At 45.1% G+C, this 20,884-nt stretch carries 22 protein-coding genes and 2 pseudogenes; 17 read left to right on the top strand and 7 right to left on the bottom strand.

Features of this window, described 5'->3' with window-relative positions; genetic code table 11:
* Positions 1-142 precede the first annotated feature (142 nt).
* Positions 143-532, bottom strand: a complete 390-nt coding sequence (locus MiSe_RS27080) for a hypothetical protein (RefSeq protein ID WP_226586316.1) — start codon at positions 530-532, stop codon at positions 143-145.
* Positions 533-1,082: 550 nt separating this feature from the next.
* Between MiSe_RS27080 and MiSe_RS27075 the strand changes: the two genes are divergently transcribed.
* The 11 genes and pseudogenes from MiSe_RS27075 to MiSe_RS54010 form a co-directional block, all read left to right on the top strand.
* Positions 1,083-1,469 (top strand): hypothetical protein, encoded by a 387-nt coding sequence (locus MiSe_RS27075; protein WP_226586314.1) that lies wholly within the window; start codon positions 1,083-1,085, stop codon positions 1,467-1,469.
* Positions 1,470-1,810: 341 nt separating this feature from the next.
* Entirely contained in the window at positions 1,811-2,035 is a 225-nt protein-coding gene (locus MiSe_RS27070) for a hypothetical protein (protein WP_226586312.1), read from the top strand.
* Between the two features lie 168 nt (positions 2,036-2,203).
* Positions 2,204-2,746 carry a hypothetical protein gene (locus tag MiSe_RS27065; protein WP_226586311.1) on the top strand — a complete coding sequence of 181 codons (543 nt, stop codon included), beginning with the start codon at positions 2,204-2,206 and terminating at the stop codon, positions 2,744-2,746.
* Entirely contained in the window at positions 2,730-2,948 is a 219-nt protein-coding gene (locus tag MiSe_RS27060; RefSeq protein WP_226586309.1) for a hypothetical protein, read from the top strand. Before MiSe_RS27065 ends, MiSe_RS27060 begins: the two co-directional genes overlap by 17 nt.
* The gene (locus MiSe_RS27055; RefSeq protein WP_226586308.1) at positions 2,945-3,529 is read left to right on the top strand and encodes a hypothetical protein; all 585 of its coding nucleotides are present in this window, start codon (positions 2,945-2,947) and stop codon (positions 3,527-3,529) included. The genes MiSe_RS27060 and MiSe_RS27055 overlap by 4 nt, the downstream gene beginning before the upstream one ends.
* Positions 3,530-3,789: 260 nt before the next feature.
* On the top strand, positions 3,790-4,986 hold the full coding sequence (locus MiSe_RS27050) for an IS110 family transposase (RefSeq protein ID WP_226586306.1): 1,197 nt from the start codon (positions 3,790-3,792) through the stop codon (positions 4,984-4,986).
* A 34-nt stretch (positions 4,987-5,020) separates the two neighbouring features.
* Positions 5,021-5,374 (top strand): VOC family protein, encoded by a 354-nt coding sequence (locus MiSe_RS27045; RefSeq protein ID WP_226586305.1) that lies wholly within the window; start codon positions 5,021-5,023, stop codon positions 5,372-5,374.
* An 80-nt stretch (positions 5,375-5,454) separates the two neighbouring features.
* Complete coding sequence (locus MiSe_RS27040; protein WP_226586304.1) at positions 5,455-8,004, top strand: endonuclease MutS2; 2,550 nt, start codon at positions 5,455-5,457, stop codon at positions 8,002-8,004.
* 154 nt (positions 8,005-8,158) lie between these two features.
* Positions 8,159-8,611 (top strand): DUF6932 family protein, encoded by a 453-nt coding sequence (locus MiSe_RS27035; RefSeq protein WP_226586303.1) that lies wholly within the window; start codon positions 8,159-8,161, stop codon positions 8,609-8,611.
* Entirely contained in the window at positions 8,611-9,117 is a 507-nt protein-coding gene (locus tag MiSe_RS27030) for a helix-turn-helix domain-containing protein (protein WP_444980556.1), read from the top strand. Before MiSe_RS27035 ends, MiSe_RS27030 begins: the two co-directional genes overlap by 1 nt.
* Positions 9,118-9,127: 10 nt before the next feature.
* Positions 9,128-9,310: pseudogene (locus MiSe_RS54010) on the top strand (DUF433 domain-containing protein); the annotation flags it as partial.
* Positions 9,311-9,519: 209 nt separating this feature from the next.
* Here the strand turns inward: MiSe_RS54010 and MiSe_RS27020 are convergent.
* Positions 9,520-9,786 carry a hypothetical protein gene (locus MiSe_RS27020; protein ID WP_226586300.1) on the bottom strand — a complete coding sequence of 89 codons (267 nt, stop codon included), beginning with the start codon at positions 9,784-9,786 and terminating at the stop codon, positions 9,520-9,522.
* Positions 9,787-9,802: 16 nt separating this feature from the next.
* Here MiSe_RS27020 and MiSe_RS51210 point away from each other — a divergent pair, with 16 nt between their 5' ends.
* On the top strand, positions 9,803-9,928 hold the full coding sequence (locus tag MiSe_RS51210; protein WP_264196706.1) for a hypothetical protein: 126 nt from the start codon (positions 9,803-9,805) through the stop codon (positions 9,926-9,928).
* A gap of 513 nt (positions 9,929-10,441) precedes the next feature.
* On the opposite strand, the gene MiSe_RS27015 is transcribed toward MiSe_RS51210, so the two are convergent.
* The gene (locus MiSe_RS27015; protein ID WP_226586299.1) at positions 10,442-11,134 is read right to left on the bottom strand and encodes a PEP-CTERM sorting domain-containing protein; all 693 of its coding nucleotides are present in this window, start codon (positions 11,132-11,134) and stop codon (positions 10,442-10,444) included.
* A 357-nt stretch (positions 11,135-11,491) separates the two neighbouring features.
* Here MiSe_RS27015 and MiSe_RS27010 point away from each other — a divergent pair, with 357 nt between their 5' ends.
* Positions 11,492-11,998: a helix-turn-helix domain-containing protein gene (locus MiSe_RS27010; protein ID WP_226586297.1), complete on the top strand. Its 507-nt coding sequence runs from the start codon at positions 11,492-11,494 to the stop codon at positions 11,996-11,998.
* 267 nt (positions 11,999-12,265) lie between these two features.
* Positions 12,266-12,442: pseudogene (locus MiSe_RS27005) on the top strand (AbrB/MazE/SpoVT family DNA-binding domain-containing protein); the annotation flags it as partial.
* A 378-nt stretch (positions 12,443-12,820) separates the two neighbouring features.
* On the opposite strand, the gene rsgA reads toward MiSe_RS27005, so the two are convergent.
* Positions 12,821-13,882, bottom strand: coding sequence for a ribosome small subunit-dependent GTPase A (gene rsgA / locus MiSe_RS27000; protein WP_226586295.1), 1,062 nt, complete (start codon positions 13,880-13,882; stop codon positions 12,821-12,823).
* Between the two features lie 261 nt (positions 13,883-14,143).
* Positions 14,144-14,683 (bottom strand): hypothetical protein, encoded by a 540-nt coding sequence (locus tag MiSe_RS26995; RefSeq protein WP_226586294.1) that lies wholly within the window; start codon positions 14,681-14,683, stop codon positions 14,144-14,146.
* Positions 14,684-14,755: 72 nt separating this feature from the next.
* Here MiSe_RS26995 and MiSe_RS26990 point away from each other — a divergent pair, with 72 nt between their 5' ends.
* The 3 genes from MiSe_RS26990 to MiSe_RS26980 all read left to right on the top strand — a co-directional run bounded on the left by MiSe_RS26990 (position 14,756) and on the right by MiSe_RS26980 (position 18,452).
* Positions 14,756-15,862 carry a hypothetical protein gene (locus tag MiSe_RS26990; RefSeq protein WP_226586293.1) on the top strand — a complete coding sequence of 369 codons (1,107 nt, stop codon included), beginning with the start codon at positions 14,756-14,758 and terminating at the stop codon, positions 15,860-15,862.
* A gap of 9 nt (positions 15,863-15,871) precedes the next feature.
* Complete coding sequence (locus MiSe_RS26985; protein ID WP_226586292.1) at positions 15,872-17,353, top strand: CHAT domain-containing protein; 1,482 nt, start codon at positions 15,872-15,874, stop codon at positions 17,351-17,353.
* Positions 17,354-17,711: 358 nt separating this feature from the next.
* The gene (locus MiSe_RS26980; RefSeq protein ID WP_226586291.1) at positions 17,712-18,452 is read left to right on the top strand and encodes a dinitrogenase iron-molybdenum cofactor biosynthesis protein; all 741 of its coding nucleotides are present in this window, start codon (positions 17,712-17,714) and stop codon (positions 18,450-18,452) included.
* Positions 18,453-18,742: 290 nt separating this feature from the next.
* On the opposite strand, the gene cheB is transcribed toward MiSe_RS26980, so the two are convergent.
* Together cheB and MiSe_RS26970 are read right to left on the bottom strand one after the other, a co-directional pair.
* Positions 18,743-19,924, bottom strand: a complete 1,182-nt coding sequence (gene cheB / locus MiSe_RS26975) for a chemotaxis-specific protein-glutamate methyltransferase CheB (protein ID WP_226586290.1) — start codon at positions 19,922-19,924, stop codon at positions 18,743-18,745.
* Between the two features lie 285 nt (positions 19,925-20,209).
* Positions 20,210-20,854: a hypothetical protein gene (locus tag MiSe_RS26970; protein ID WP_226586289.1), complete on the bottom strand. Its 645-nt coding sequence runs from the start codon at positions 20,852-20,854 to the stop codon at positions 20,210-20,212.
* Between the last annotated feature and the right edge of the window lie 30 nt (positions 20,855-20,884).

Below are 20,884 nucleotides of genomic sequence, written 5' to 3'. Positions count from 1 at the left end.
CCAGCCAAGACATCAAGGAGAGCCAGGAGCTGCTGGAACGGCTTCGAGCTAGGGTCGCTGGCACTGGGGGTTAAAGGCGATCGCACCCAACAGCCGCCAAAATAAAACCAGCGATCGGGTTGGGCGATCGCTGGTTTCTAAATTACTCGACTTCCGCTTGCACCTCAGCGTCGGCTTCTGCCTTAGTTTCATCATTGATGTTTAATTGAGCCTGGAGGGCATCAATTTCTGAAATCCATTCCAAAGCGCGGTCCTTCTCTCTGGTGTACCACTGAATGCATTCTTCTGCATTTCTGAGCGCTTCCTCTGCTTTCTTTCTCTCCAGGCTTAGTATTCCCCCGAGAACGGCTGGATCAAGTATTCCCCTCGTCCCAACTTTTCTATAAATTCGTTCAGGCTCACCTGAAACCTTGCTGCTATCTGGAGTAGTCCCTGTTTCGCCTGTGGAGAGATCCGAACATCCGCTCTGGCTGTCCTCTCCCCATACTTGCCGTGGCTCGTTTTCAATCTGCTGCCCATAGGCTTCATTCATGCTGATCATAAAGATTCCCCTATTGTACGGAAAATATTTTCCGGACATTGTACGTAATAAGTCAACAATATTTTGCTTATTCCGTACAATCATTAGATGAACAAAAGCAGCCTCCCCCCACCCAACCCGGTGGGACGCCCAGAAACCAGCATCGGCGGTAAATGAGGAGCAACTCCAAGGCAGCACGCGCCGCGTCCTCTATTTGGAAGAGGACACTTCCACAACTGAATCACTAATTTGGAATGCTTTGATAGCCAATGGAGGTAGCTCGTGTGGTGTGTCATTCGCCACCCTTACGGGTAACCGTTGGAGCGAGTGGCGACGTTTAGTTCAGTTAAAGATGCGCTTGTTCGTCGTTGGTTATCCATACCTACACCTCCTGGTAAGCGCAGGGAATGAGGGTAAATCCCAATTAAATTGAGTTGAGGAACTGCCTATGAATTGAGATTAAGGATGTTAATCTGATACGTTATTCTCTATCACAATGTCTTGGTAACACTCCTTTCTTTTGGGGCATCGCCGCATTGATGCCCCTTACCTAACCAAAATTATGACCATCCCCAAAGTTCATTACAGCGCACGAATTTTCCTGGGAAATTCTAGCAGCGAATGCCTTGGGTTCGCTAAGGACATTAACCCTGACGACGACATAAAACTCGTCATTGAAGAATTGAGGGCTTTAGTTAAATCTTGCGGCTTGCCCAAATTTGACGAGCTGCTCGAGAAGTATTCCAACTTGAAAAGTGAAATAGAAACATTGGAACGCAAACTAGAAGCTAAAACTGCCGATTGGAACGCGATGGCAGAATTCCTGAGAACTCAAGGAATTAAACCAGACGCTACTAACATGCCTCAATTCTCCAAGTTACTATCTCCAGTAATTGAGGAGGAAAATACTAGCCTTATTGAGATTGATACAGACGACATTCAATTTTAAAGGAGGTGATGCTTAGACACCAATCAAACATCGGCGAAAACATCTTTTAACGCACTTTACGCTCGCGTCGTTGGATAACCTTTTTACGCGCGAGCATTTCTTCCCAAACTTGAGAAACGATAATGAACAACTCAAATTATTTCAACACCAACAAGGCGTTGCTATTGTTCTGTAAAAAAAACTGTTGGTTTATCATAGATCGGTTCACCGACGAAGATGACGCTGTGCATTATTTAAGAGAATTAAATATCTTTCTCAAACAAAGCAAAAGCTACCTCAAAGTACTTAACATTAAAAACCCCTCTACTTGGAATAAATAGCGAAAAAAATAGGTGGAAGTGATGGTAGATGTAACCCACGACTTATTACCAGAACCCTATTATTACCCGATGGCTCCAACGGTCGATGATTTGGTGGAATATGCTACTGAAATTGACAGAGAGGGACACTGCATTACTTTTGAATGGGCGGTAACAGAAATTAATAATTTCTCGTTTAGCTACGTGCGAATCGGTCTGCTAGCTAATGCGGTACGGCGCTATAGAATCTACGAAAACCCTACATAATCAAACGATAAATGCCAAATTTTCAGTGAATTATGTCGCAGATTTATTGGTAAATCCGAATGGTACGTTAACAAAATAATTGATGCTGCATTAGTTTGTTACAAGCTAATTTTGAGCGGATTTCACTTACATAGGCTTCCAAATTGCGAAGCTCAAGCGCGTCCCCTAGTGAAGATTTACAAGCAAGCCCAGAAAGCTTTTGATAGATACTTAAGTGAGCGGTGTTCTAAGCAAGAAGTACCTCCTCACCCCATTGAAGTTATAAAGCAGAAGTGGCAGAAAGTTGTAGATAATCTTCCCGCTCACCTCATTACCGCCAACAAAATTAGTGAAATTGTGGAAGAGACTTTTGAACCACCGGCAAAGAAGAAAGTACAGATCCGCACTACTACCCGTGAAAAGTGGGAAAAGCTGGCACGCGAAGCGGGAATGACTCCCGACGATTATTTAGAAGCGTTACTAGACAACAAGCTAGACAACAAGCTAGAGGCAGATGCTAATAATGAGGAATCCGCCGAGCAACAGCAACAAGAAGAAGCAGATTGGTTAGAAGACGTTAACACATTAGTACAAGAATATGACGCAGGACAAAGAGCGGCAGGAAATATTGAGACAGAAATACCCGACAACGGTAAACGAAATATTGGTAACGACAGAAATGATTGGTATTTTAGTCTCATTAGCAATGAACCAAATGATTCAAACACTTAGCCTTAGCGAGGACCCAAACCAAAAGGAAATTAACTCCTTTTACAGCTATATTGCGCAAAAAGCGCAGGATAGGGTTAACGATTATTCACTTGAAAAAATCGATGAAATCTTAACTAACCTTAGCCTGGCGAGAGAAATTTATGCTCAGACAGACAGAGCATTATTCTTGGTAATTGAGAGGGAGAATAAAAAACAACGATGATCGCAAAAATAGCAGATGAGTTTCGCGCTGCGGGTTGGGCTGTGCTTTCCAGCGACGAACCCTACCTTTGGTTAGTTAAGCCCAACATTCACCTACCTAAGCAATATTTCCTAATGCCTTACAACGGCGACTGGGTGCTATCTTCACCTACGCGATTCCAAGACCCTGACTATAACGAAGCGCTCAACATAATCAACCGCGCTCGTTTAAAAGCAGCAAGCGATCGCCAGACCAACCCAATAAATCGAGCGCTCGCTCACCAGGACACTTCAGACTTTCTCCATCACAATTATAAAGGTAACATGATGCACTTTGTCAAAATCAACAACAATCGCTTTATTAATTTCGCCAGCATTCACGATGTTTCTATCATTCCAGAAGATGAAAGCGAAAGCGAAAATGATCTATCGGTTATGGTTACTTACACTGAGGGTGAATGTGAGGTAGACACCTTTGTTGGTGAAGCAGCCAGAAAAATAATTGCAGTTGTAGAATCACTATCAGCGATAAATAACGTTGCTAGTGAAGTAATTGACAACGAAGAAACCAAAATTGCCAATCCGCCTGAAGAGTTAACTTAAGGACTCGGTTAGCGAAACTCTCCTCTTTTGCAAGGGGAGAGTCGCGGGATGAGTCCAAATCATTTCGCACGGTGGCAAGTTAATAACTTAGGGCTTTGACAATAAAACAGGATCAAACGGCTTTTCTATTTTCGTAGGCTCAGTTATTGGTGTCACCGTTTCCCTTGTGCCTTGGCTTTGAGAGTGAACTAGACTATCTGGTCTTCGGGTGATTCATAGGCTTGCACTTAGGGATTCAATTTCACCCAAGAAATAACAGAATGACAAAAGTTTTAGGACTTGATGTTAGCAAGTCTTCTGTTTCCTGCTGCTTATTATTAACACGACCAACCGACCCCAAGCAATATTACTACGAGTGCGATTTTTTCAAACTTGAAGCCACCGCAGCCGGAATTAAAAAGTTGCTTGAACTTAACCCCGATGTCGCAGTAATGGATCCTACTGGGGTCAACTATTCTAGGCTATGGGGAACTTACCTAGCGCGCGCCGGTATAGAAGTGAGGTTGGTCGGACACAAGCAATTACGCAGTTACCGCGCCGGTCATTTGGGCTTGCCCGATAAAGATGATGATGCAGACGCATTAGCACTTGCTTGTTATTGCTTCGATTACCTGCTTGAGCCGCGCCGGTTCGTTCAAATTAGAGACGCTAGCATTGCGCGAATTCGCCAGCTCGTATTGCGATTAGCTCACCTTACCAGGGTACAGTCCCCGATCATCAACCGCCTCCGGCAAGACCTAGCATGGCAGTTTCCAGAGGTAGCGCTGGTTAAATCGGTTCGCTCCAAAACGGGTGAAATACCCCTATTGTGGGGATGGTTAGCGGGGGAAAGAACGTCAACTAGATACGAAAAACTTTATGCTCAAACCGTTGGTTTAGGCTTAACGCCTGCGGTCACTCACCATGGGGCGAGCCTTTGCGATCTCCAGCGGGAAGAATTGAGCATCGAGTTGGAGTTAAAAAGCTTAATTCGGCTTCCCCAGTTCAACCGTTACTGTAGGGTGTTTGCCCGGTTTGGTTTTGGGCTGCGGATGCAGTCTCTGCTTTTGAGCCAAATTTACCCGTTTGAGAACTACCTGGTTGATGGTAAACCTGATATCAAAATTCGCAAGGGGCGAAAGTCTGGCAAACCAACCAAGCGCCACTTATCGCGTCGCAGGTTTGAAAAAGCTTTAGGGGTCGCTCCTACAGAAGAAAGTAGCGGCGATAGCAAGCGGTCTAGGGTAGTAGACGGTTCAAGCCTTTGCCGAATGGCCTTTTGGCAATGGGTCTTTACAAGAATAGAACCTCGCAATCAGCGATTGAAGAACGAAATTGGCGAACGTTTGGGCGAACAACTAGACGCAGAGAAGGCAGCAGGGCGACCGATCAAGCTCGTGCGATCGCGGATCGCATCTCTGGCAGCGCGGCTGCTGTTTCGCGAATTTGCTAAGGAATTTTGCAGCGACAATTGCTAGAGTGAAAATAGGGAGAAACAATAGATTTTTGACAATGAAGCTGAAACGACTGGGTCACGTTGCCATCTGCGTCCAAGATATTGACTTATCGGCTGAGTTTTACCAAAACTTGGGAATGGAGCTAGTCTGGAAAGATGCGGACTGGGCTTACCTCAAAGCAGGGGATGACGGATTGGCGCTGTTAAGTCCGGGATACGACCAAGCGGGGCCGCATTTTGGCTTTGTGTTCAGCGATCGCGCGGAAATGGAAGCCGCCTACGAACAGCTGAAAACCTCTGGCATTAAAGTTACCCATATCCACGAACATCGCGACGGTACCGCCTCCTTCTACGGTCGCGACCTCGACGGGAACGGTTTCGAGTATCTTTACGAACCAGCTAATAGCTAATGGCTAATGGCTAACAGTCAAGCAATTAGCCATTAGCTATTAGCTATTAACAATTAGCAATTAGCAATTACCCACCAGCTTTGATTCAATCCGAAACTTTAGAACTTCTAGAATGGTCGCGCCTGTGTCAGCATCTAGCTACCTTTGCTGCCACAAAATTAGGAGCGCTCGCATCTCGCAATCTGCAAATCCCAGCTACTCAGTCTGAAAGTATACATCTGTTAAATCAAACTAAAGAAGTATACCTGCTAGAAAGTCGCCTCGCCACCGGGTTGTCGTTTGAAGGCATCCAAGATATCGGCGAGTCGCTGTTGCGGGCAGGAATTGGGGGTATATTATCCGGAAACGAACTGTTGGCGATCGCCACAACTTTAGCCGGAACTAGGCAATTGCGGCGCGTCATCGATGCTCAGGAAGATTTGCCGGTTCTGAACTCGCTTGTGGCAGAATTGCGGACGTATCCGGAAATAGAACAAGAAATTCACCGCTGCATCGACGATAGGGGTGAAGTCGCAGATCGAGCAAGTCCCAAACTCGCCGGAATTCGCAATCAAATCCGCTCTTGTCGCGAGCAGATTTATCAGCGACTGCAAAGTATTATGCAGCGCCACTCGAATGCAGTGCAGGAACAGGTGATTACTCAACGCGGCGATCGCTTTGTTATCCCCGTTAAAGCACCCCAAAAAGACGCGATTCCCGGCATTGTTCACGATACCTCCAGCAGCGGCGCTACCCTATACATCGAACCGAATCCGATCGTTTCTTTAGGAAACCAGATGCGCCAGCTGATGCGCCAACAGCAAACTGAAGAAGAAGCGATCCGCCAAGCTTTAAGCGAACAAGTCGCCGCAGTTCAATCTGACTTGGAAAGATTGCTCGCGATCGCTACTACTTTAGATCTTGCCACCGCCAAAGCCCGTTACAGTTTCTGGCTAGGCGCAAATCCCCCTCGATTTATCGATTTTGGTAGCGAGGTAGAGAGCAGGGGAGCAGGGGAGCAGGTGAGCAGAGGTAGAAACCAAATCGAAAATAGTATCACCCTGCGTCAGTTGCGCCACCCCCTCCTGGTATGGCAACAACAGCACGAGCAAGGTCATGCAGTCATACCAGTAGATTTACTGATACAGCCGCAGATACGGGTAGTAACGATTACAGGCCCCAACACGGGCGGTAAAACCGTTACCCTGAAAACGCTAGGTTTGGCAGCGCTGATGGCGAAGGTGGGATTGTTTGTACCAGCGCGCGAGCCGGTAGAATTGCCTTGGTTTGAGCAAATTTTGGCAGATATTGGAGACGAACAATCGTTAGAGCAAAGTCTTTCTACATTTTCCGGTCACATCCGCCGGATTAGTAGGATTTTGAATGCTATCGGGAGAGAGGAAAGCAGGGGAGCAGAGGAGCAGGGGAGCAGAGGAGAAGAAGATAAGCAAGATGGGGAAGATGGGGAAGAAATTACTTCCTCATCTCCCTCATCTGCTCTGGTATTGCTCGATGAAGTGGGAGCGGGAACAGATCCGGCAGAAGGTAGTGCGTTAGCGATCGCTCTCCTACAATACCTCGCCGACAATGCTTTGCTGACGATTGCCACAACCCACTTTGGCGAACTCAAAGCGCTGAAATATGAAGACGAGCGGTTTGAAAACGCCTCGGTAGAATTTGACGATGTTAGTCTGTCGCCGACTTATCGGTTACTGTGGGGAATTCCCGGACGTTCCAACGCGCTTACCATTGCGCGACGTTTGGGACTAAAACCCGAAGTAGTCGAACTCGCTCAAACCTACGTGGGTGGTGCGTCGGAAGACGTAAACCAAGTCATCGCCGGGTTAGAAGCGCAACGTCGCCGCCAGGAAACCAAAGCAGACGAAGCGGCGCAATTGTTGAAAGAAGCAGAACGCCTGCATCGAGACGTGTCGCAAAAAGCAGCCGCATTAAAGGAAAGGGAAAACCAATTGCGACTGCAACAAGAACAAGAAGTGCAAAAAGCGATCGCCAGCGCCAAAGCAGAAATCGGATCGGTGATTCGTCGCTTGCAACAAGGTTCCATGACAGCGCAAGATGCTCAAGCAGCAACCCAAGAGATCAATCAAATTGCCCAAAAACATACACCACCGCCGCCGAAACCCAAACCAGGGTTTAAACCGCAAATAGGCGATCGCATCCGCATTCCCCGCCTGGGACAAACTGCCGAAGTGCTGAGCGAACCGAATGAAAATAATCAGTTGAGCGTGCGTTTTGGCATGATGAAAATGACCGTTGGTTTAGAAGATATCGAATCATTAGACGGTCAAAAACCCGACTTGCCAGTTAAACCGAAACCTGCTCCAACAGAAACCCCCCTTAATAAGGGGGGCAAGGGGGGATCCCAATCCCAACCTGTTCCCACGATTCGCACCTCTCGCAATACAATCGATATTCGAGGGCGAAGAGTTGCAGATTCAGAAAGCGAAATTGAGCGAGCAATCGCCCAAGCAACAGAAGCAGGAGTTTTGTGGATCGTACACGGTAAAGGTACGGGAAAATTGCGCGAAGGCGTCCACGAATTCTTAAAGCAGCACCCGCAAGTCGAGCGTTTCGAGTTAGCCGCAGAAAAAGAAGGCGGTGCAGGCGTAACGATTGCCTACTTGAAATAAATTAGATTTAGATATGCAGGGGTGCGAATTGCTACCTCTGCAAGCATCGTTCCCATAGTACTTGCAGAAAAACTGTCTGCCTTCTCCCCTTACTATGTATCTATATGATACGCTCAAGATCCAGACAATTAATCTGTGAATTGGGTGTGAGGAAGTGATTCCAGACTTCGATGAAAACGGCAATCTACCACCAGGAGTTCATTGGGCAGAATGGGAAGAATTTGTAGATAGATTTGGTACAACACCGCGTCGGCTGAGGTTGATAGATGGACTCAAAATGGCAATGGAACAACTCAAATCAGCAGGTTGTCCAACTATTTTTATAGATGGTAGTTTTGTGACCAACAAACAAAATCCTGGTGATTTCGATGTCTGCTGGGAAGACAATGGGGTTGATATAAATTACCTGAAATCTATTGCTCCTACTTTATATAATTTTGCGTTGCGACGTGCAGAGCAAAAAAACAAGTACAGGGGTGAGATTTTCCCATCCAATTACCCAGCTAATGATACGGGGACAGCCTACATAGACTTCTTTCAATTTGATACAAGAACAAATACGCTCAAAGGAATTGTTGCGATAGATTTACAACGTTGGGAGCCATGATGATAAAAAACGAACAACAATATCAGCACTCCTTGGATTGGTTGCGGAGATTTGAGCGATCAATAACTGAATTGGATAGTAATGAGAGCTTGAAAGCCTCATATGAGCGCTGGAAGCTTCATAGAGACTCATATGAGAGTCAAGTTGACGAATTAAAGGCAGAAATTGCTGAATATGAAAGACTGATTAATTGCGACAATAGCCAGCCGATACAAATTAAAGTTGAAAGTTTAAATAAGTTGCCAGATGCTTTAATTAAAGGTCGCCTAGCAGCAAAAATCAGCCAGCAAGAACTAGCCCAGAGACTAGGAATTGACGAACAGCGAGTTAAGCAGTATGAAGACACAGATTATCAATGTGCCAGCTTTGTCGAAATCCTCGAAGTCAGCACAGTTTTGGGCATAGAATTTGAAACGGCTCTGATTCGGGTAGATTTTGAGGAAATAGAAGCAGTGAAACAAAGCGTAGAAAGATGGCAAAAACAAAAAATCAATACTACAACCTAGCTAAAAGCTTATGTCTAAGAATTTTCCGATGATTAGCACCTCTAGTGAAATTATGGGCGGGACGCCAGTTTTTATAGGCACTAGAGTTCCCGTGCAAACACTTTTTGACTATCTAGAGGCGGGAGAATCAATCGATGATTTTTTAGAAGGATTTCCAACTGTAACCAAAGATCAAGTAATTGCACTAATCGAGTTAATTGAACTGGCAGAACAGGACACCCTCATCCTAAAAAAGCCTGATGGAACAGAGTTTGTTTTGTCCGTTATAGATGATTTTGCCGCTGAAGTAAAGGCACTAAGCCAGAACGAAGAATTTATGGAATTTCTAGCACAGCGCTCGCGCTCAACTAAACGGTTATCGCTTGAGTCAGCCCAAAAACGATTAGGTATTTGAATGAAGTATTAATTAGTAAATATTTCTATTTTACGCTGCATTTCTTGGACAAAATCTCCAATCGGGCGAGTTTGTCCGCGCTCTAGTTCCTCGAAGCCTTGCTGGATGCCTGCGATGGTTTCTAGTTGGTCAATCAATTGGCGCAGTTTGGTAGGATCGACTTTGCCCGGTTCAAGAAAGGTGACGAGAACCTGGACGCGCGAGTTGATGTTCTGCGGTAGCTCAGTTAGCTCGATTTGCCCATTCTGATAAATGCCTTCAACGGTTCTTAGCATAGGTTGCAATGGGGTAATGGCTGTTTCAATTCTAGTGGTTGGTAGTCAGTTAATGATGTGCGATCGCATCTTGTCGCTGGCAGGTTGGTTTAGAGCGATCGCTTTCCAAGGAATCATATCCTGTCCGGTTGCATCTGAATGATTAAAATTGGTTGTAGGGGCACGGCAAGAGAAAATCTTCTCGTTAAGCGCAAAACCTATTAATGCCGTGCCCCTACAAGGATCGTTGATACCATTGAAAATTTCTATAATTCCGATGCAGACGGATTCGGTATCATATGTCCGGTAGCATCTCTATGAGATATGTCCAAAAACTCTTGTGGGGTAGGCATCCTGCCTGTCAAAAAGTTTGTTTTTTGCAGAAGTCTATGAGATATGTCCAAAAACTCTTGTGGGGTAAGCATCTTGCCTGCCAAAAAGTTTGTTTTTTGCAGAAGTCTATGAGATATGTCCTTTGAAGGAAACCCAAAGGATCTATAAACCCACCCCGCAAGACTCTTTTATCTTACAGCGGCTTGCAGCCGCGTGAGGGAAAGCGAAATCGCTTTGTTTGTCAAGCGCGCAGCATTAATGCTGCCCGCACACTGCGAAGGAAGGTGTACCTCACTCATTTGCAATCCGCTGTAATTGCCTCAATGTTGGAAGCGCTGCGATCTTATTTCATCTTTTTCTTCAGAAGCCAGCCTGCACTCATAGCTAACAAGGGCAATCCAGCTACAGCGCTAGGTTCAGGAACTGGTGTAGCTGCTGCTGTTGCTTCAGTAAAGTTTACACGTAAACCAGTAGGTGTTCCAGCCCCAGTAAATAGGCTAATTCTTAAGGTATTAATGCCAGGTACAAACTCCCTATTAATAGTGAGTGGTGCTGCTGGAAATCCCTGAAAGCCAATATTATCTAGATATGATGGGGAACCACTAATGATACTCTTCCCATTAAGAGCTACATTTGTAGTCTGATCGTCTGATGCTAGAAAAAATTTAAGTACTGCTGTTGATGGATCAAGTCCTGTCAGATCAAATTTTGTCTCATACGTATAAAAACCTCCAGGTCCAGTAGCAAAAAAACCACTTTGAGCCGATCCAATCCACTGGGATGTAGAATCATTAGCAAACCAAGGAGGGCTGGGAATTGAGGTTAATTCAATTGCTGAACCAGCTCCAGTAGAAACTCCCGGAGGTGCGCTGATAATCTGCCAGTGAGGATCTACTGCACCAGGGGATACACCGGCACCTGTGTTGTAAACAGTAAATGAAGCCGCTTGTGCTTCCCCAACTACTCCTAACGCTACAATTGATGAGACAGTGGCTACGAGAAATAATCGACTGTTGATTGGATTTTTTCTGAGCATATTTATTGATCCTTTGCGTTTCAACGAAAGTTCCGCAAAAACAAAATGACGAAACCCTTGCAGAGAGGGTATTTGAGGCGTTTTTTTACCCCCCTGGCTGGGTAAATCGCGAGAAAGAGATTCAAATAAGAGAATTTTGAGGCGATCGCGCTTTGGTTCTGATTTAGTGCTTAGCGATCTGTGCGGTAGATGATACACATACTAGAGCGATCGCACCAAACCTGAAAAGACGGAAAAAGGCGGAAAAAGGCGGAAATTTCGATAATTTTTGTAAATTTAAAAATTCAAGGCGGAAAAAGGCGGATAAGGATGGATTAAGTTGGGTGTAATAACCCCATTTTTCTCAAACCCCTGCCGATGGACATTCGCGAGGTATTGCAATTTGTAGACGAAGTTGTCTACGCCAAGAAAGGCAAACGTTTAAATGACTTGCAACGGGGAATTATCGAGGGAACGCTGAAGCGCCAAAAGTATTCCGAGATTGCCAAAAATTATAATTGTACGACGGGTCATACTAAGGAAGTCGGTTACGAGCTTTGGCGAATGTTATCTGATATTTTTGGCGAAACGGTTGATAAAAAGCATCTTCAATCTATTTTAGAACGTCAAATAAATCTGAATATTTCTTTTGATAAAAGTAGCAGTAGTAAGATAATTTGCTGCATCATTAATAATCCAGATATCCCCAATCCTACTCCAGATAAAACTCAGCCTGTAAAGTCTGATTTACAGCAGCAAAGCAAGAATCAAACTCAGATTGAAAAAGTTGATAAATTAAGGCAGTTTGGCTTAAGTGACGAGCAAATTGCCGAAGTGTTAGAGCTTCCTTTGGAGGTAGTTAAGCAGATAGATTTGGAGGATTGAGGCTGCGTTATATATTACCATGCTAAAATTATGACAAAATTATTACCGATTGAAACGCTTTTTCAATGGAAGTAACTCAATTGTCAAATACTGGTCAAGTCATTATTCCCAAAGCTTTGCGAGATGCTCATCCCTGGGAACCCCGGCAAGAACTATAGCGGATTGCTTGCTGAGTGAGGTACACCTTCGTTTGTGTAGCGGCACCCTTAAGGGTGCCGCTACACAAACGAAGCGATAACGCTTTCCCTCACGCGGCTGCAAGCCGCTGTAATCGCAATTGACATGGGTGATGGTATTCTCTTAAAACCTAAAAAACCTTTTGGGGAAACTACCTTAGAAAATGTGGCAGGATGCCTGAAATATCGAGGCACCCCTAAAAGCCTTGATGAGTTAGAAGACGCCATTCGTCAGGGTGTAGAGGAGCAATTTGATAATTGCAATTGATACAAGAGCGCTCTAACTACGGAAGATCCGGAATTTATGATTTTGTTGGTAAATTGACTTTGCGATCTGATATGATGTCCGGTTGATTACCCATAATCAGAAGCCGGGACACGGCACGATCAAAGTTATCTGTTTGAACGAGAAATCTATGATGCCGTGTCCCTACACAACAACTCTGTGAGGTTTTTTTATTATGGGCAATTCAACCGACATGATATCACTGGTGATGCAACCTGATTTATATTATGGGTGATTTGCCGGACATCATATGACCCCTCCCCGCTTCGGGGAGGGGCTTTCTGACTCCCCCTTCCCTCGCTCTTAAGGGGGTTGGGGGGTTAGGTTTTCCAGGGTGATTGACTTTTGCCCAATATTCAATCAACGCTTGTGATGATTTCGCATCGCTTTATGAATCTTCTTCCATCGCTCTTTCTCCGCTAAATATTCCCGTTGATCTTGTTTCCGTGCCAGATAGTTGAGTTCTTTTTGCAGTTTTTGGTAACTCAAAAACCTGGAATAATCGAGTTTCCCTTCTGCCAAAGCTTGCTGCACTGCACAACCAGGTTCGCTATCGTGCTGACAATTGCGGAAGCGGCATTGGTGGACTAGCATTTCAATGTCTGCAAAGGTTTCTTGCAAACCTTCATCACCTGCCCAAATTTGAAGTTCCCGCATTCCTGGGGTATCTATAATTAAACCGCCTGTTGGCAGTAAAATTAACTCGCGATGGGATGTTGTATGCTTGCCTCGATCGTCGCTTTGGCGCACGGGTTGAACTGTTTGAGTTGCTTCTGGTAGTAATTGATTGGTGATAGTAGACTTGCCAACACCAGAAGACCCCATTAAAGCAACCGTTTTACCCGCTTGAAGATAAGGTTTAAGGGCATCCAATCCTTGATTGTTAGCAGCACTTAAAACAATAATTGGCACACCAAGGGCAACAGAAGAGACTTCCGCGATGCGCTGTTCAATGTTGTTGCACAAGTCTGCTTTGTTTAAAACGATCGCTGGACTTGCACCGCTTTCCCAAGCCAGAATCAGATAGCGTTCAATTCTTCTGAGGTTAAAATCACCATCCAATCCTGAGACTAAGAAGACAGTATCAACATTGGCAGCAACGATTTGCTCTTCTGTTTTAGCACCAATGGTTTTGCGGGAAAACTTGCTCTTTCTGGGTAAAATTTCGTGAATTGTGGCTCGTGCTTCCGACTTGAGAGTGCGAATTACTACCCAATCTCCCACGGCTGGAAAATCTTGCGGTTGCGCGGCACGATGCCGCATTTTGCCTGTAATTTCTGCTGCTAGTTCTCCGGCTTCGGTATAGAGAACGTAAGTATTTCTGCGTTCAATTGCTACCCTGCCTACCGTAAATCCTTGCAGACGATAGGAGGCAAAACTGGAAGCAAAAAAGTCGTTCCAGCCTAAAGAATCTAAATTCACTTGTATTTCCTCAATGGGTGCTAATTGTTTTGCACAAGTAGCACAGAGGAATTTTTAGTTTCATTCCTGGAAGATGGAGGATCGAACTAGAATCTCTGTGCCTTGTGTCCGTCGTGGTGCGATGGCAAAAGCGACCCGGACAGCTTGTAATTTAGACATAATTCTTCTCCTCCTGACGACTGACAAATAGCAACAGCTATTTATCTTGATCATAGCTCAATGGATAGACACCGGCTGTAGGAGCAGGTTTTACTACTGTTATTAACCCCAAGTAAACAATTGACAAGTATCCAGACTACAACACTCAAGTCGTTCTTGAACTTGCTGTTTAACCGTTGCGTAATGCCAACCTAAGATTTCGCCTTTTTGGTAGGGAGTTGGCGGAGTGACGACTAATGGTTTATGGGTATTTTCAATATAAGAGGTACGGCAGCCTGTTTTGCCTTGGTCGAAACCTAGCCAAAATTCGGTTGCTTGGCGGGCTGAGTGGTGAATTTCTTCGATGTAGTCTTGGGTTAAGATTCGCAGTTGTTGCAAGCGGTGCTTGAGAGTCTGTCCTTGAAACCACCATTCCCACAGCTGGTAAGATTGAGGCCCGCGAATTTGGTCAGATGCGATCGCTTCCCACACTTTATCCCAATTGAGCGGGTAAGTCTTCTCCACCGATGAAATAGGCATTCCCGCATCCAGAGCGTCTGGTAATCCTCTGGTAGCCTGGTTAAACTGATGCCAACCTGCTTCCAGGGAAATCAGCGCCGCTTCCCAGTTTTTCAGTTGTTTGTCAGCCCAACGGTTTACCATCGCTCTTCGATCGGGTTTTTTCTATTATTCTAGGGTGGCGGCAACATGCGTGCCAATTTTTGGGGGTTATCAGTGGTTCGTGCAACGAAGAAGAGTGTATCAAACTTAGTCGCCTTAATTGTAATCAAAATTTTAGTCGTAGCGACTCCCGCAACTTGCCTTGCACAAGAAGAGGAGAATAGGGCATCTTGGGCAGGTGAGCAGGCGAGCCGGGGAGCAGGGGAGCAGGAGAGCAATTTAGGGGCGGGTAATACCTCTAACCTTACCACTAAAACCGACAATTTCACTCTTCGGGCCCCTTTTTTTGACTCCAGCAGCAGAGGAGAATTACCAATTACCAATTCCCAATTCCCAATTCCCAATTCCCAATTACCAACCGAAGTTGTAGAAAATCCCGATGCACCGGGTGTTGCTCCCAGTTTACAGCCTCAACCTTCTACACCTGGGGAAGTGCCTTTTCAACCGCAAAACTTGCCTTTGCTACCGTTAGGAAACCAGAGGCAACCTGAATATCGGGCTAATCCCGGCATTACCATGATTAATCCTTCAGCTTATGGTAAATCTTGGGGTAGCGCTAGCGTGGGTGTGGGTTTGCAAACTCGCACTCGCTTTACCAACTCTGCCGACGGGGTGTTTGGGATTGGGATCGGATTGGGCGATGCGCGACGATGGGTGGGTTTAGATGTGGGCGTTACCCTGACTGACTTGTGGGAAACTCCCGCCGCTGATGGCACGGTTAGCTTTAAGTTGCACCGACAGTTGCCAGGGGATTTTACCATTGCGGTGGGGGTGCAAAATGCGATCGCTTGGGGCAATACCGATGGCGGTACGAGTCCTTACGGCGTAGTAACGAAACTGTTTCGCTTGCAAGAAAGCACAGAAACACCTTTTAGTCAACTGTATCTTTCCGTTGGGGTTGGTAGCGGACAATTTCGTTCGGAATTGGATATTCAAAACGATCGAGATTCGATTGATGTATTTGGTAGCGTTGCGGTGCGGGTAGTGGAACCTGTGAGTGCGATCGCAGAATGGACGGGTCAAGATTTAACCCTTGGATTATCAGTCGTCCCCTTTGGCAATATTCCTTTAGTTATTACACCCGCCGTCACCGATATTACTGGCAAAGCAGGCGACGGCAGTCGATTTATCTTAGGAGTTGGTTATCTAATTTCTTTTTAGTTTAACTTTATGAAACTGATTAAATTTTTGCTCGTTTCATTGATTTGTTGCATTCTAATTATATTTTCAGCGTCTCCTGGATTAAACCAATCGGGAACGCAATCCGATGTCACGGTTCCCAACCCAATAGAAATTAATCCCCAACCTAGAAACGATCTGCCTACATCTCAAAGCAACCAGACCATTGACCGCAGTGCCTTTGAAAAACTTGTTACAAGCGCATCAAATGCCCAGGCAGTTCAACTTTTTGAAGAACTGCAAGCCTTAGAAATTTCTAACTATTTCGGCTTTAATTTATTTGGTAAAACTGTCTCAGTTGACCAAATCTCCGATACGCTTTGCCAACTCGGTGAAACTACAGGAAAAAAAGCCGCGCTGATTTACGTAATTTCCCTGGCAGATAGACTGGAATTATTACTGGTTTTACCCAAAGCTCAAGCTTGTAACACCCCACAATCTCAACAAAATAATAATCGAATAATCATTCGTAAGTTCGTTCCCGAAGCCAAGGGCAGCCTTGTCCAACAAGTCGCAAGAGAATTTCGCATTGGTGTCACCGATTTAAGCAGTCCCGAAGATTATAAAGTTCCAGCGCAACAACTTTATCAGTGGATTGTTACGCCTTTGATATCCGACCTTTTAGCCAATAAAATAGATACCTTATTATTTTCAATGGATGGGGGGTTGCGTTCAATTCCAATCGGGGCTTTTTCCGATGGTCAACAGTTTTTAATCGAACAATACAGCGTGGCTTTAATTCCTAGTTTTAGCCTCACCGATACCCGCTACGTTCCCATAACCAATTCGCAAATCTTGGCAATGGGTATTTCCAAAAGCACCCAAGAACAAACTCCTTTACCAGCAGTAGCAGTAGAAATTCCCACCTTAACAAATCAGCTTTGGCGAGGGGTAGAATTTCTCAACGAAACCGCCACATTAGAGAACCTCAAATCTACTAGCAGTAAACAACGATTTGAGATGATCCACGTCGCCACTCACGCCGAATTTAGACCCGGAGATGCCAGGGAATCTTACATCCAGTTTTGGGATGATAAACTGAGATTAAATCAATTGAGAGACTTATCGCAAAACGTCGGTTGGGAACTTCCTCCTAAAGTAGAAATGCTCGTTTTAAGTGCCTGTAGAACCGCACTGGGAAGCGCACAGGCAGAATTAGGATTTGCCGGTTTAGCAATTCAAGCAGGAGTAAAAACGGCAATTGGAAGTCTTTGGTATGCCTCTGATGAAGGTTCCCTCGCATTGATGACAGAATTTTATCTGCAATTGCGGACAGCACCGATTAAAACCGAGGCGCTTAAACAAGCACAGTTAGCATTGCTAAAAGAACAAGTCCGGGTAGAAGGCGGACAATTAAGATTATCCGATGGTCGTCTGATTTCTTTACCACCAGAAATTGCCGCTAGGGGAGATCAGATCCTCTCGCATCCGTATTTTTGGTCAGCATATACCTTAGTTGGTAATTGGAATTAATTTAATTGCAGATTTAGGATTTCAGATTGCAGATTTAAGGTGGAATGTTAGTTTAAATTTGCGATTTTTAATAAAACAAAATATTTCTTGATAATCAAAAATAAATTGAGAGGCGAAGATTGGTATTAAATCATACGGAAATCCAGCAGGGATTTTTAATAATATAAAAAATCTATACTGCTAGTTAACACAAGTTGCGAGTTATCTCAAACGTGCGGCTAATGGCTAATGGCTAATGGCTAATGTCAGGAAAAATACGATATTAGTAAACTGGCAATTAGCAATTAGCAATTAGCAATTAGCAATTAGCAACTTGAGTTAGTAGTATCCAATCGGTTAGCGATTTAGAGAGAGAACCATGCACCAACAACCCATTTCAAATGAAGTGGCTTTAAGAATTGCATTAGCTGCTAGGGCATTACCTGGAATATCGGTGGGGGAGGTAATAGAAGGTTTAAAATCAGAACTGGGCGATCGCATAGATGAAGCAGGCTTAAGTAAAATTACCGTCACTGCCTTGAAAACAGCGATCGGACAGACATACGATCTGGACGGCGAAGAGGATGGTGAAGATACGACAGTCCCGCTAGCAGCATTGAAAGAAGCGGTGAGAATCTTATGGGGTGAAATCGATGCAGCCCAGAAAACGCTGCCGCCAATAGAACCTTATCAAGATGGCGATATAGCTGACTCGATTCGCATTGCGGTGGCTTCTAACAATAAAGAGCAATTGGATGGACATTTTGGTTCTTGTCAGCGCTATCTGATTTATCAGCTATCAGCAACAGAAATGAGGCTGATCGATATCAGATCGGCGCTGGAAGCGGATTTATCACATGATAAAAATGCCTTCCGAGTCAGTTTAATTAAAGATTGCCACGTGCTATATATAGTCTCGATCGGGGGACCGGCTGCTGCTAAAGTAATAAAAGGCGGGCTTTATCCGATGAAAGTGACTGAAGGCGGCGCGGCAAGAGAAGTTTTGAGCGAATTACAAAAAGCGATCGCCACCTCTCCTCCCCCTTGGTTAGCAAAGGTTTTAGGGGTAGCAGATGGCGCCAGAGTCAAAAATTACAAGGCAGCTGCCACAACAGTTTGATATCAGTCCGTAGCGAGGCAGATCCTCTGCACTCTCGTTTCCAGGCTCTTGCCTGGGAACGAGAGGAAACGAGGCTCTGCCTCGTTCGTTTCGCTTCCTGGCGAGGCTGAGCCTCTGCGCTCTCGTTCCTCTCGTTCCCAGGCTCTTGCCTGGGAACGAGAGGAAACGAGGCTCTGCCTCGTTCGTTTCGCTTCCTGGCGAGGCAGAGCCTCTGCGCTCTCGTTCCTCTCGTTCCCAGGCTCTTGCCTGGGAACGAGAGGAAACGAGGCTCTGCCTCGTTTCCAGGCAACCTAGCAATACACTCTCCCTTCGCAGACTCGGCTAATAATTTCACCGGCAATTTCATCTAGAGGCAGCACTTTTTCTGCTAAACCAGAGTTAGCTACAATTCCCGGCATTCCCCAAACAACGCTGGTTTTTTCATCTTGAACTATAACCTGTGCGCCTGCTTCTTTAATGTACTGGCATCCGATTAATCCATCTTGTCCCATTCCAGTCAGGACTACAGCCAAAGTGTTAGCGCCGTAAGTTTTAGCTACAGAACGAAAAAGCACGTCAACGGCGGGACGACAGGAATTTTCTGGTGGGTCTTGATTGATGTAAATTTGGATGCGCTCGCCGTATTTTTCCACTACCATGTGGTAGTCTCCCGGTGCGATCCAAGCGTGTCCCGCTTCTAAAATACCTCCTTGAACGCCCTCAGAAACTCGAATTTTGCTCTTTTGTGCCAATCGTTCTGCCAAGCGTTTTGTAAACACTGGCGGCATATGTTGCACGATGACGAGCGGCACGGGAAAATTAGCGGGTAACTCGCGTAAAATAGTTTCTAATGCGTTTGGCCCTCCGGTAGAAACTCCAATCGCTACGATGTCGATTTTGGACTTGGCACTCCCCCCAAGCGATCCCCCTCCCGTCCCCCTTGAAAAGGGGGAAACCAGCGGATGCTGGGCTTTTCTTCTTGGGGGGTTAGGGGGGGATAGGATTTTAGATGGGAAAGAAGAGTAAAAATTTTTCTTTGCATCCCCATTTTCCCGCGTCAGAGCGTCCTCTTGTTTCCTAGCAGCACCATGAGAAAATACTTTGATTTTGGGAATAAGTTGTTGTTGAATATGCTCTAGCGCCGCTTCCTTGGTTTTCATGTTATGAGGTTTGGTGACGTAATCTGTGGCACCAAGGGAAAGCGCTTCTAGGGTAGCGATCGCACCTAATTCTGTCAGTGCGCTATACATAATTATGGGTAGGTTTTTATCCCGTTCTCGGATAGCTGCCAATGTCTCTAACCCGTCCATTTCTGGCATTGCCACATCTAGAATAATTAGATCAAGATTGAGTAGAGGGATTTTAGCGATCGCAATCTGACCATTCGCCGCCGTCCCCACAACTTCCAATGCCGGATCGATTGCGAGTGCGTTACTCACCATGGGACGCACCACCGAAGAATCATCCACAACTAGAACGCGAATTTTAGCCATTCCCGAGCAACCACGAAACAGCAAATCAAGCAATATACGAGCCTGGAAAAAGAGGACGAAATCTCCTTCTACGTGTAAATATAGCATTTTAAAATGCGACATAAATAGTATAACTGTAGATTTTAAACTTAAATTCATCAACTTGAAAATTTCTTCTGTAGACCCTTCTATATAAGATGGAACTACATAACGCAAGTTGCTAGTTATCTCGAACCTGGAGCTAATGGCTAATGGCTAATGGCTAGTGTGAGGAAAAATGCTGTATTAGCAATTAGCAATTAGCAATTAGCAACGCCCAAGTTTATAACTAGCAACTTGAGTTACATAACTTAATTTATATTTTAAAGTATTGCTAAATGTGCCGACAATCCCGTTGATGGCGACATTACCAATTTCTCCCATAATATCGGTCTTCATTTGATTGAGTTCATCCCCTTCAACTTCAGCGCCACAGAGACTCAAAACAATCGCATCCGCCGCTTCTTGGGAAAACAACATATGCGCCGTTCCGGTCATGTTACCGGAAAAATCAAGTTGTGCTACCGCCACTAATTTTTCTCCCAAATCCTGCATCAGTTTTTCTTGTAAAATCAAGGGCGATAGCGCATGAAAAGAAGGCGGTTCAAATTGCATTTCGCAGTTGATCATCTCGCTCGTCCGCGCCACGGCTGTGCCGATAGCCGTTTTGACGATATCCTGTAATTTAGTCTTTTGAATTGTTCTAAAATTACCTAAATCTAAACTGGAATTCAACTCTTTATGTTTGGCAGAAACTGCCATTTCAATTGCGCGACGCAATTCCCGAGCATCGGTATTTTTATCTATAACGGCAAAAACTCCAGTTTGCTGCAAATACCGCATCATATTGTCTGAAAGATTTTCGCCCAGCAAAATTAGGGGAATATTCAAAAACAGAAACAACTGAATCACGGGCGACAAGCTATTTTCAATAATAACTCA

The sequence above is a fragment of the Microseira wollei NIES-4236 genome, assembly GCF_020521235.1.
GTDB classification, from domain to species: domain Bacteria; phylum Cyanobacteriota; class Cyanobacteriia; order Cyanobacteriales; family Aerosakkonemataceae; genus Microseira; species Microseira wollei.
The sequence above is the reverse complement of the archived record's forward strand: the minus strand, read 5'-3'. Positions and strand labels throughout refer to the sequence as shown.

What these genes read in the sequence shown, in the direction of transcription:
- MiSe_RS27080 (WP_226586316.1), bottom strand. Translation starts at nt 532, where the DNA reads ATGAATGAAGCCTATGGGCAGCAGATTGAAAACGAGCCACGGCAAGTA.
- MiSe_RS27075 (WP_226586314.1), top strand. Translation starts at nt 1,083, where the DNA reads ATGACCATCCCCAAAGTTCATTACAGCGCACGAATTTTCCTGGGAAAT.
- MiSe_RS27070 (WP_226586312.1), top strand. Translation starts at nt 1,811, where the DNA reads ATGGTAGATGTAACCCACGACTTATTACCAGAACCCTATTATTACCCG.
- MiSe_RS27060 (WP_226586309.1), top strand. Translation starts at nt 2,730, where the DNA reads ATGATTCAAACACTTAGCCTTAGCGAGGACCCAAACCAAAAGGAAATT.
- MiSe_RS27055 (WP_226586308.1), top strand. Translation starts at nt 2,945, where the DNA reads ATGATCGCAAAAATAGCAGATGAGTTTCGCGCTGCGGGTTGGGCTGTG.
- MiSe_RS27050 (WP_226586306.1), top strand. Translation starts at nt 3,790, where the DNA reads ATGACAAAAGTTTTAGGACTTGATGTTAGCAAGTCTTCTGTTTCCTGC.
- MiSe_RS27045 (WP_226586305.1), top strand. Translation starts at nt 5,021, where the DNA reads ATGAAGCTGAAACGACTGGGTCACGTTGCCATCTGCGTCCAAGATATT.
- MiSe_RS27030 (WP_444980556.1), top strand. Translation starts at nt 8,611, where the DNA reads ATGATAAAAAACGAACAACAATATCAGCACTCCTTGGATTGGTTGCGG.
- MiSe_RS27020 (WP_226586300.1), bottom strand. Translation starts at nt 9,786, where the DNA reads ATGCTAAGAACCGTTGAAGGCATTTATCAGAATGGGCAAATCGAGCTA.
- MiSe_RS51210 (WP_264196706.1), top strand. Translation starts at nt 9,803, where the DNA reads ATGGCTGTTTCAATTCTAGTGGTTGGTAGTCAGTTAATGATGTGCGAT.
- MiSe_RS27015 (WP_226586299.1), bottom strand. Translation starts at nt 11,134, where the DNA reads ATGCTCAGAAAAAATCCAATCAACAGTCGATTATTTCTCGTAGCCACT.
- MiSe_RS27010 (WP_226586297.1), top strand. Translation starts at nt 11,492, where the DNA reads ATGGACATTCGCGAGGTATTGCAATTTGTAGACGAAGTTGTCTACGCC.
- MiSe_RS26995 (WP_226586294.1), bottom strand. Translation starts at nt 14,683, where the DNA reads ATGGTAAACCGTTGGGCTGACAAACAACTGAAAAACTGGGAAGCGGCG.
- MiSe_RS26985 (WP_226586292.1), top strand. Translation starts at nt 15,872, where the DNA reads ATGAAACTGATTAAATTTTTGCTCGTTTCATTGATTTGTTGCATTCTA.
- MiSe_RS26980 (WP_226586291.1), top strand. Translation starts at nt 17,712, where the DNA reads ATGCACCAACAACCCATTTCAAATGAAGTGGCTTTAAGAATTGCATTA.
- cheB (WP_226586290.1), bottom strand. Translation starts at nt 19,924, where the DNA reads ATGGCTAAAATTCGCGTTCTAGTTGTGGATGATTCTTCGGTGGTGCGT.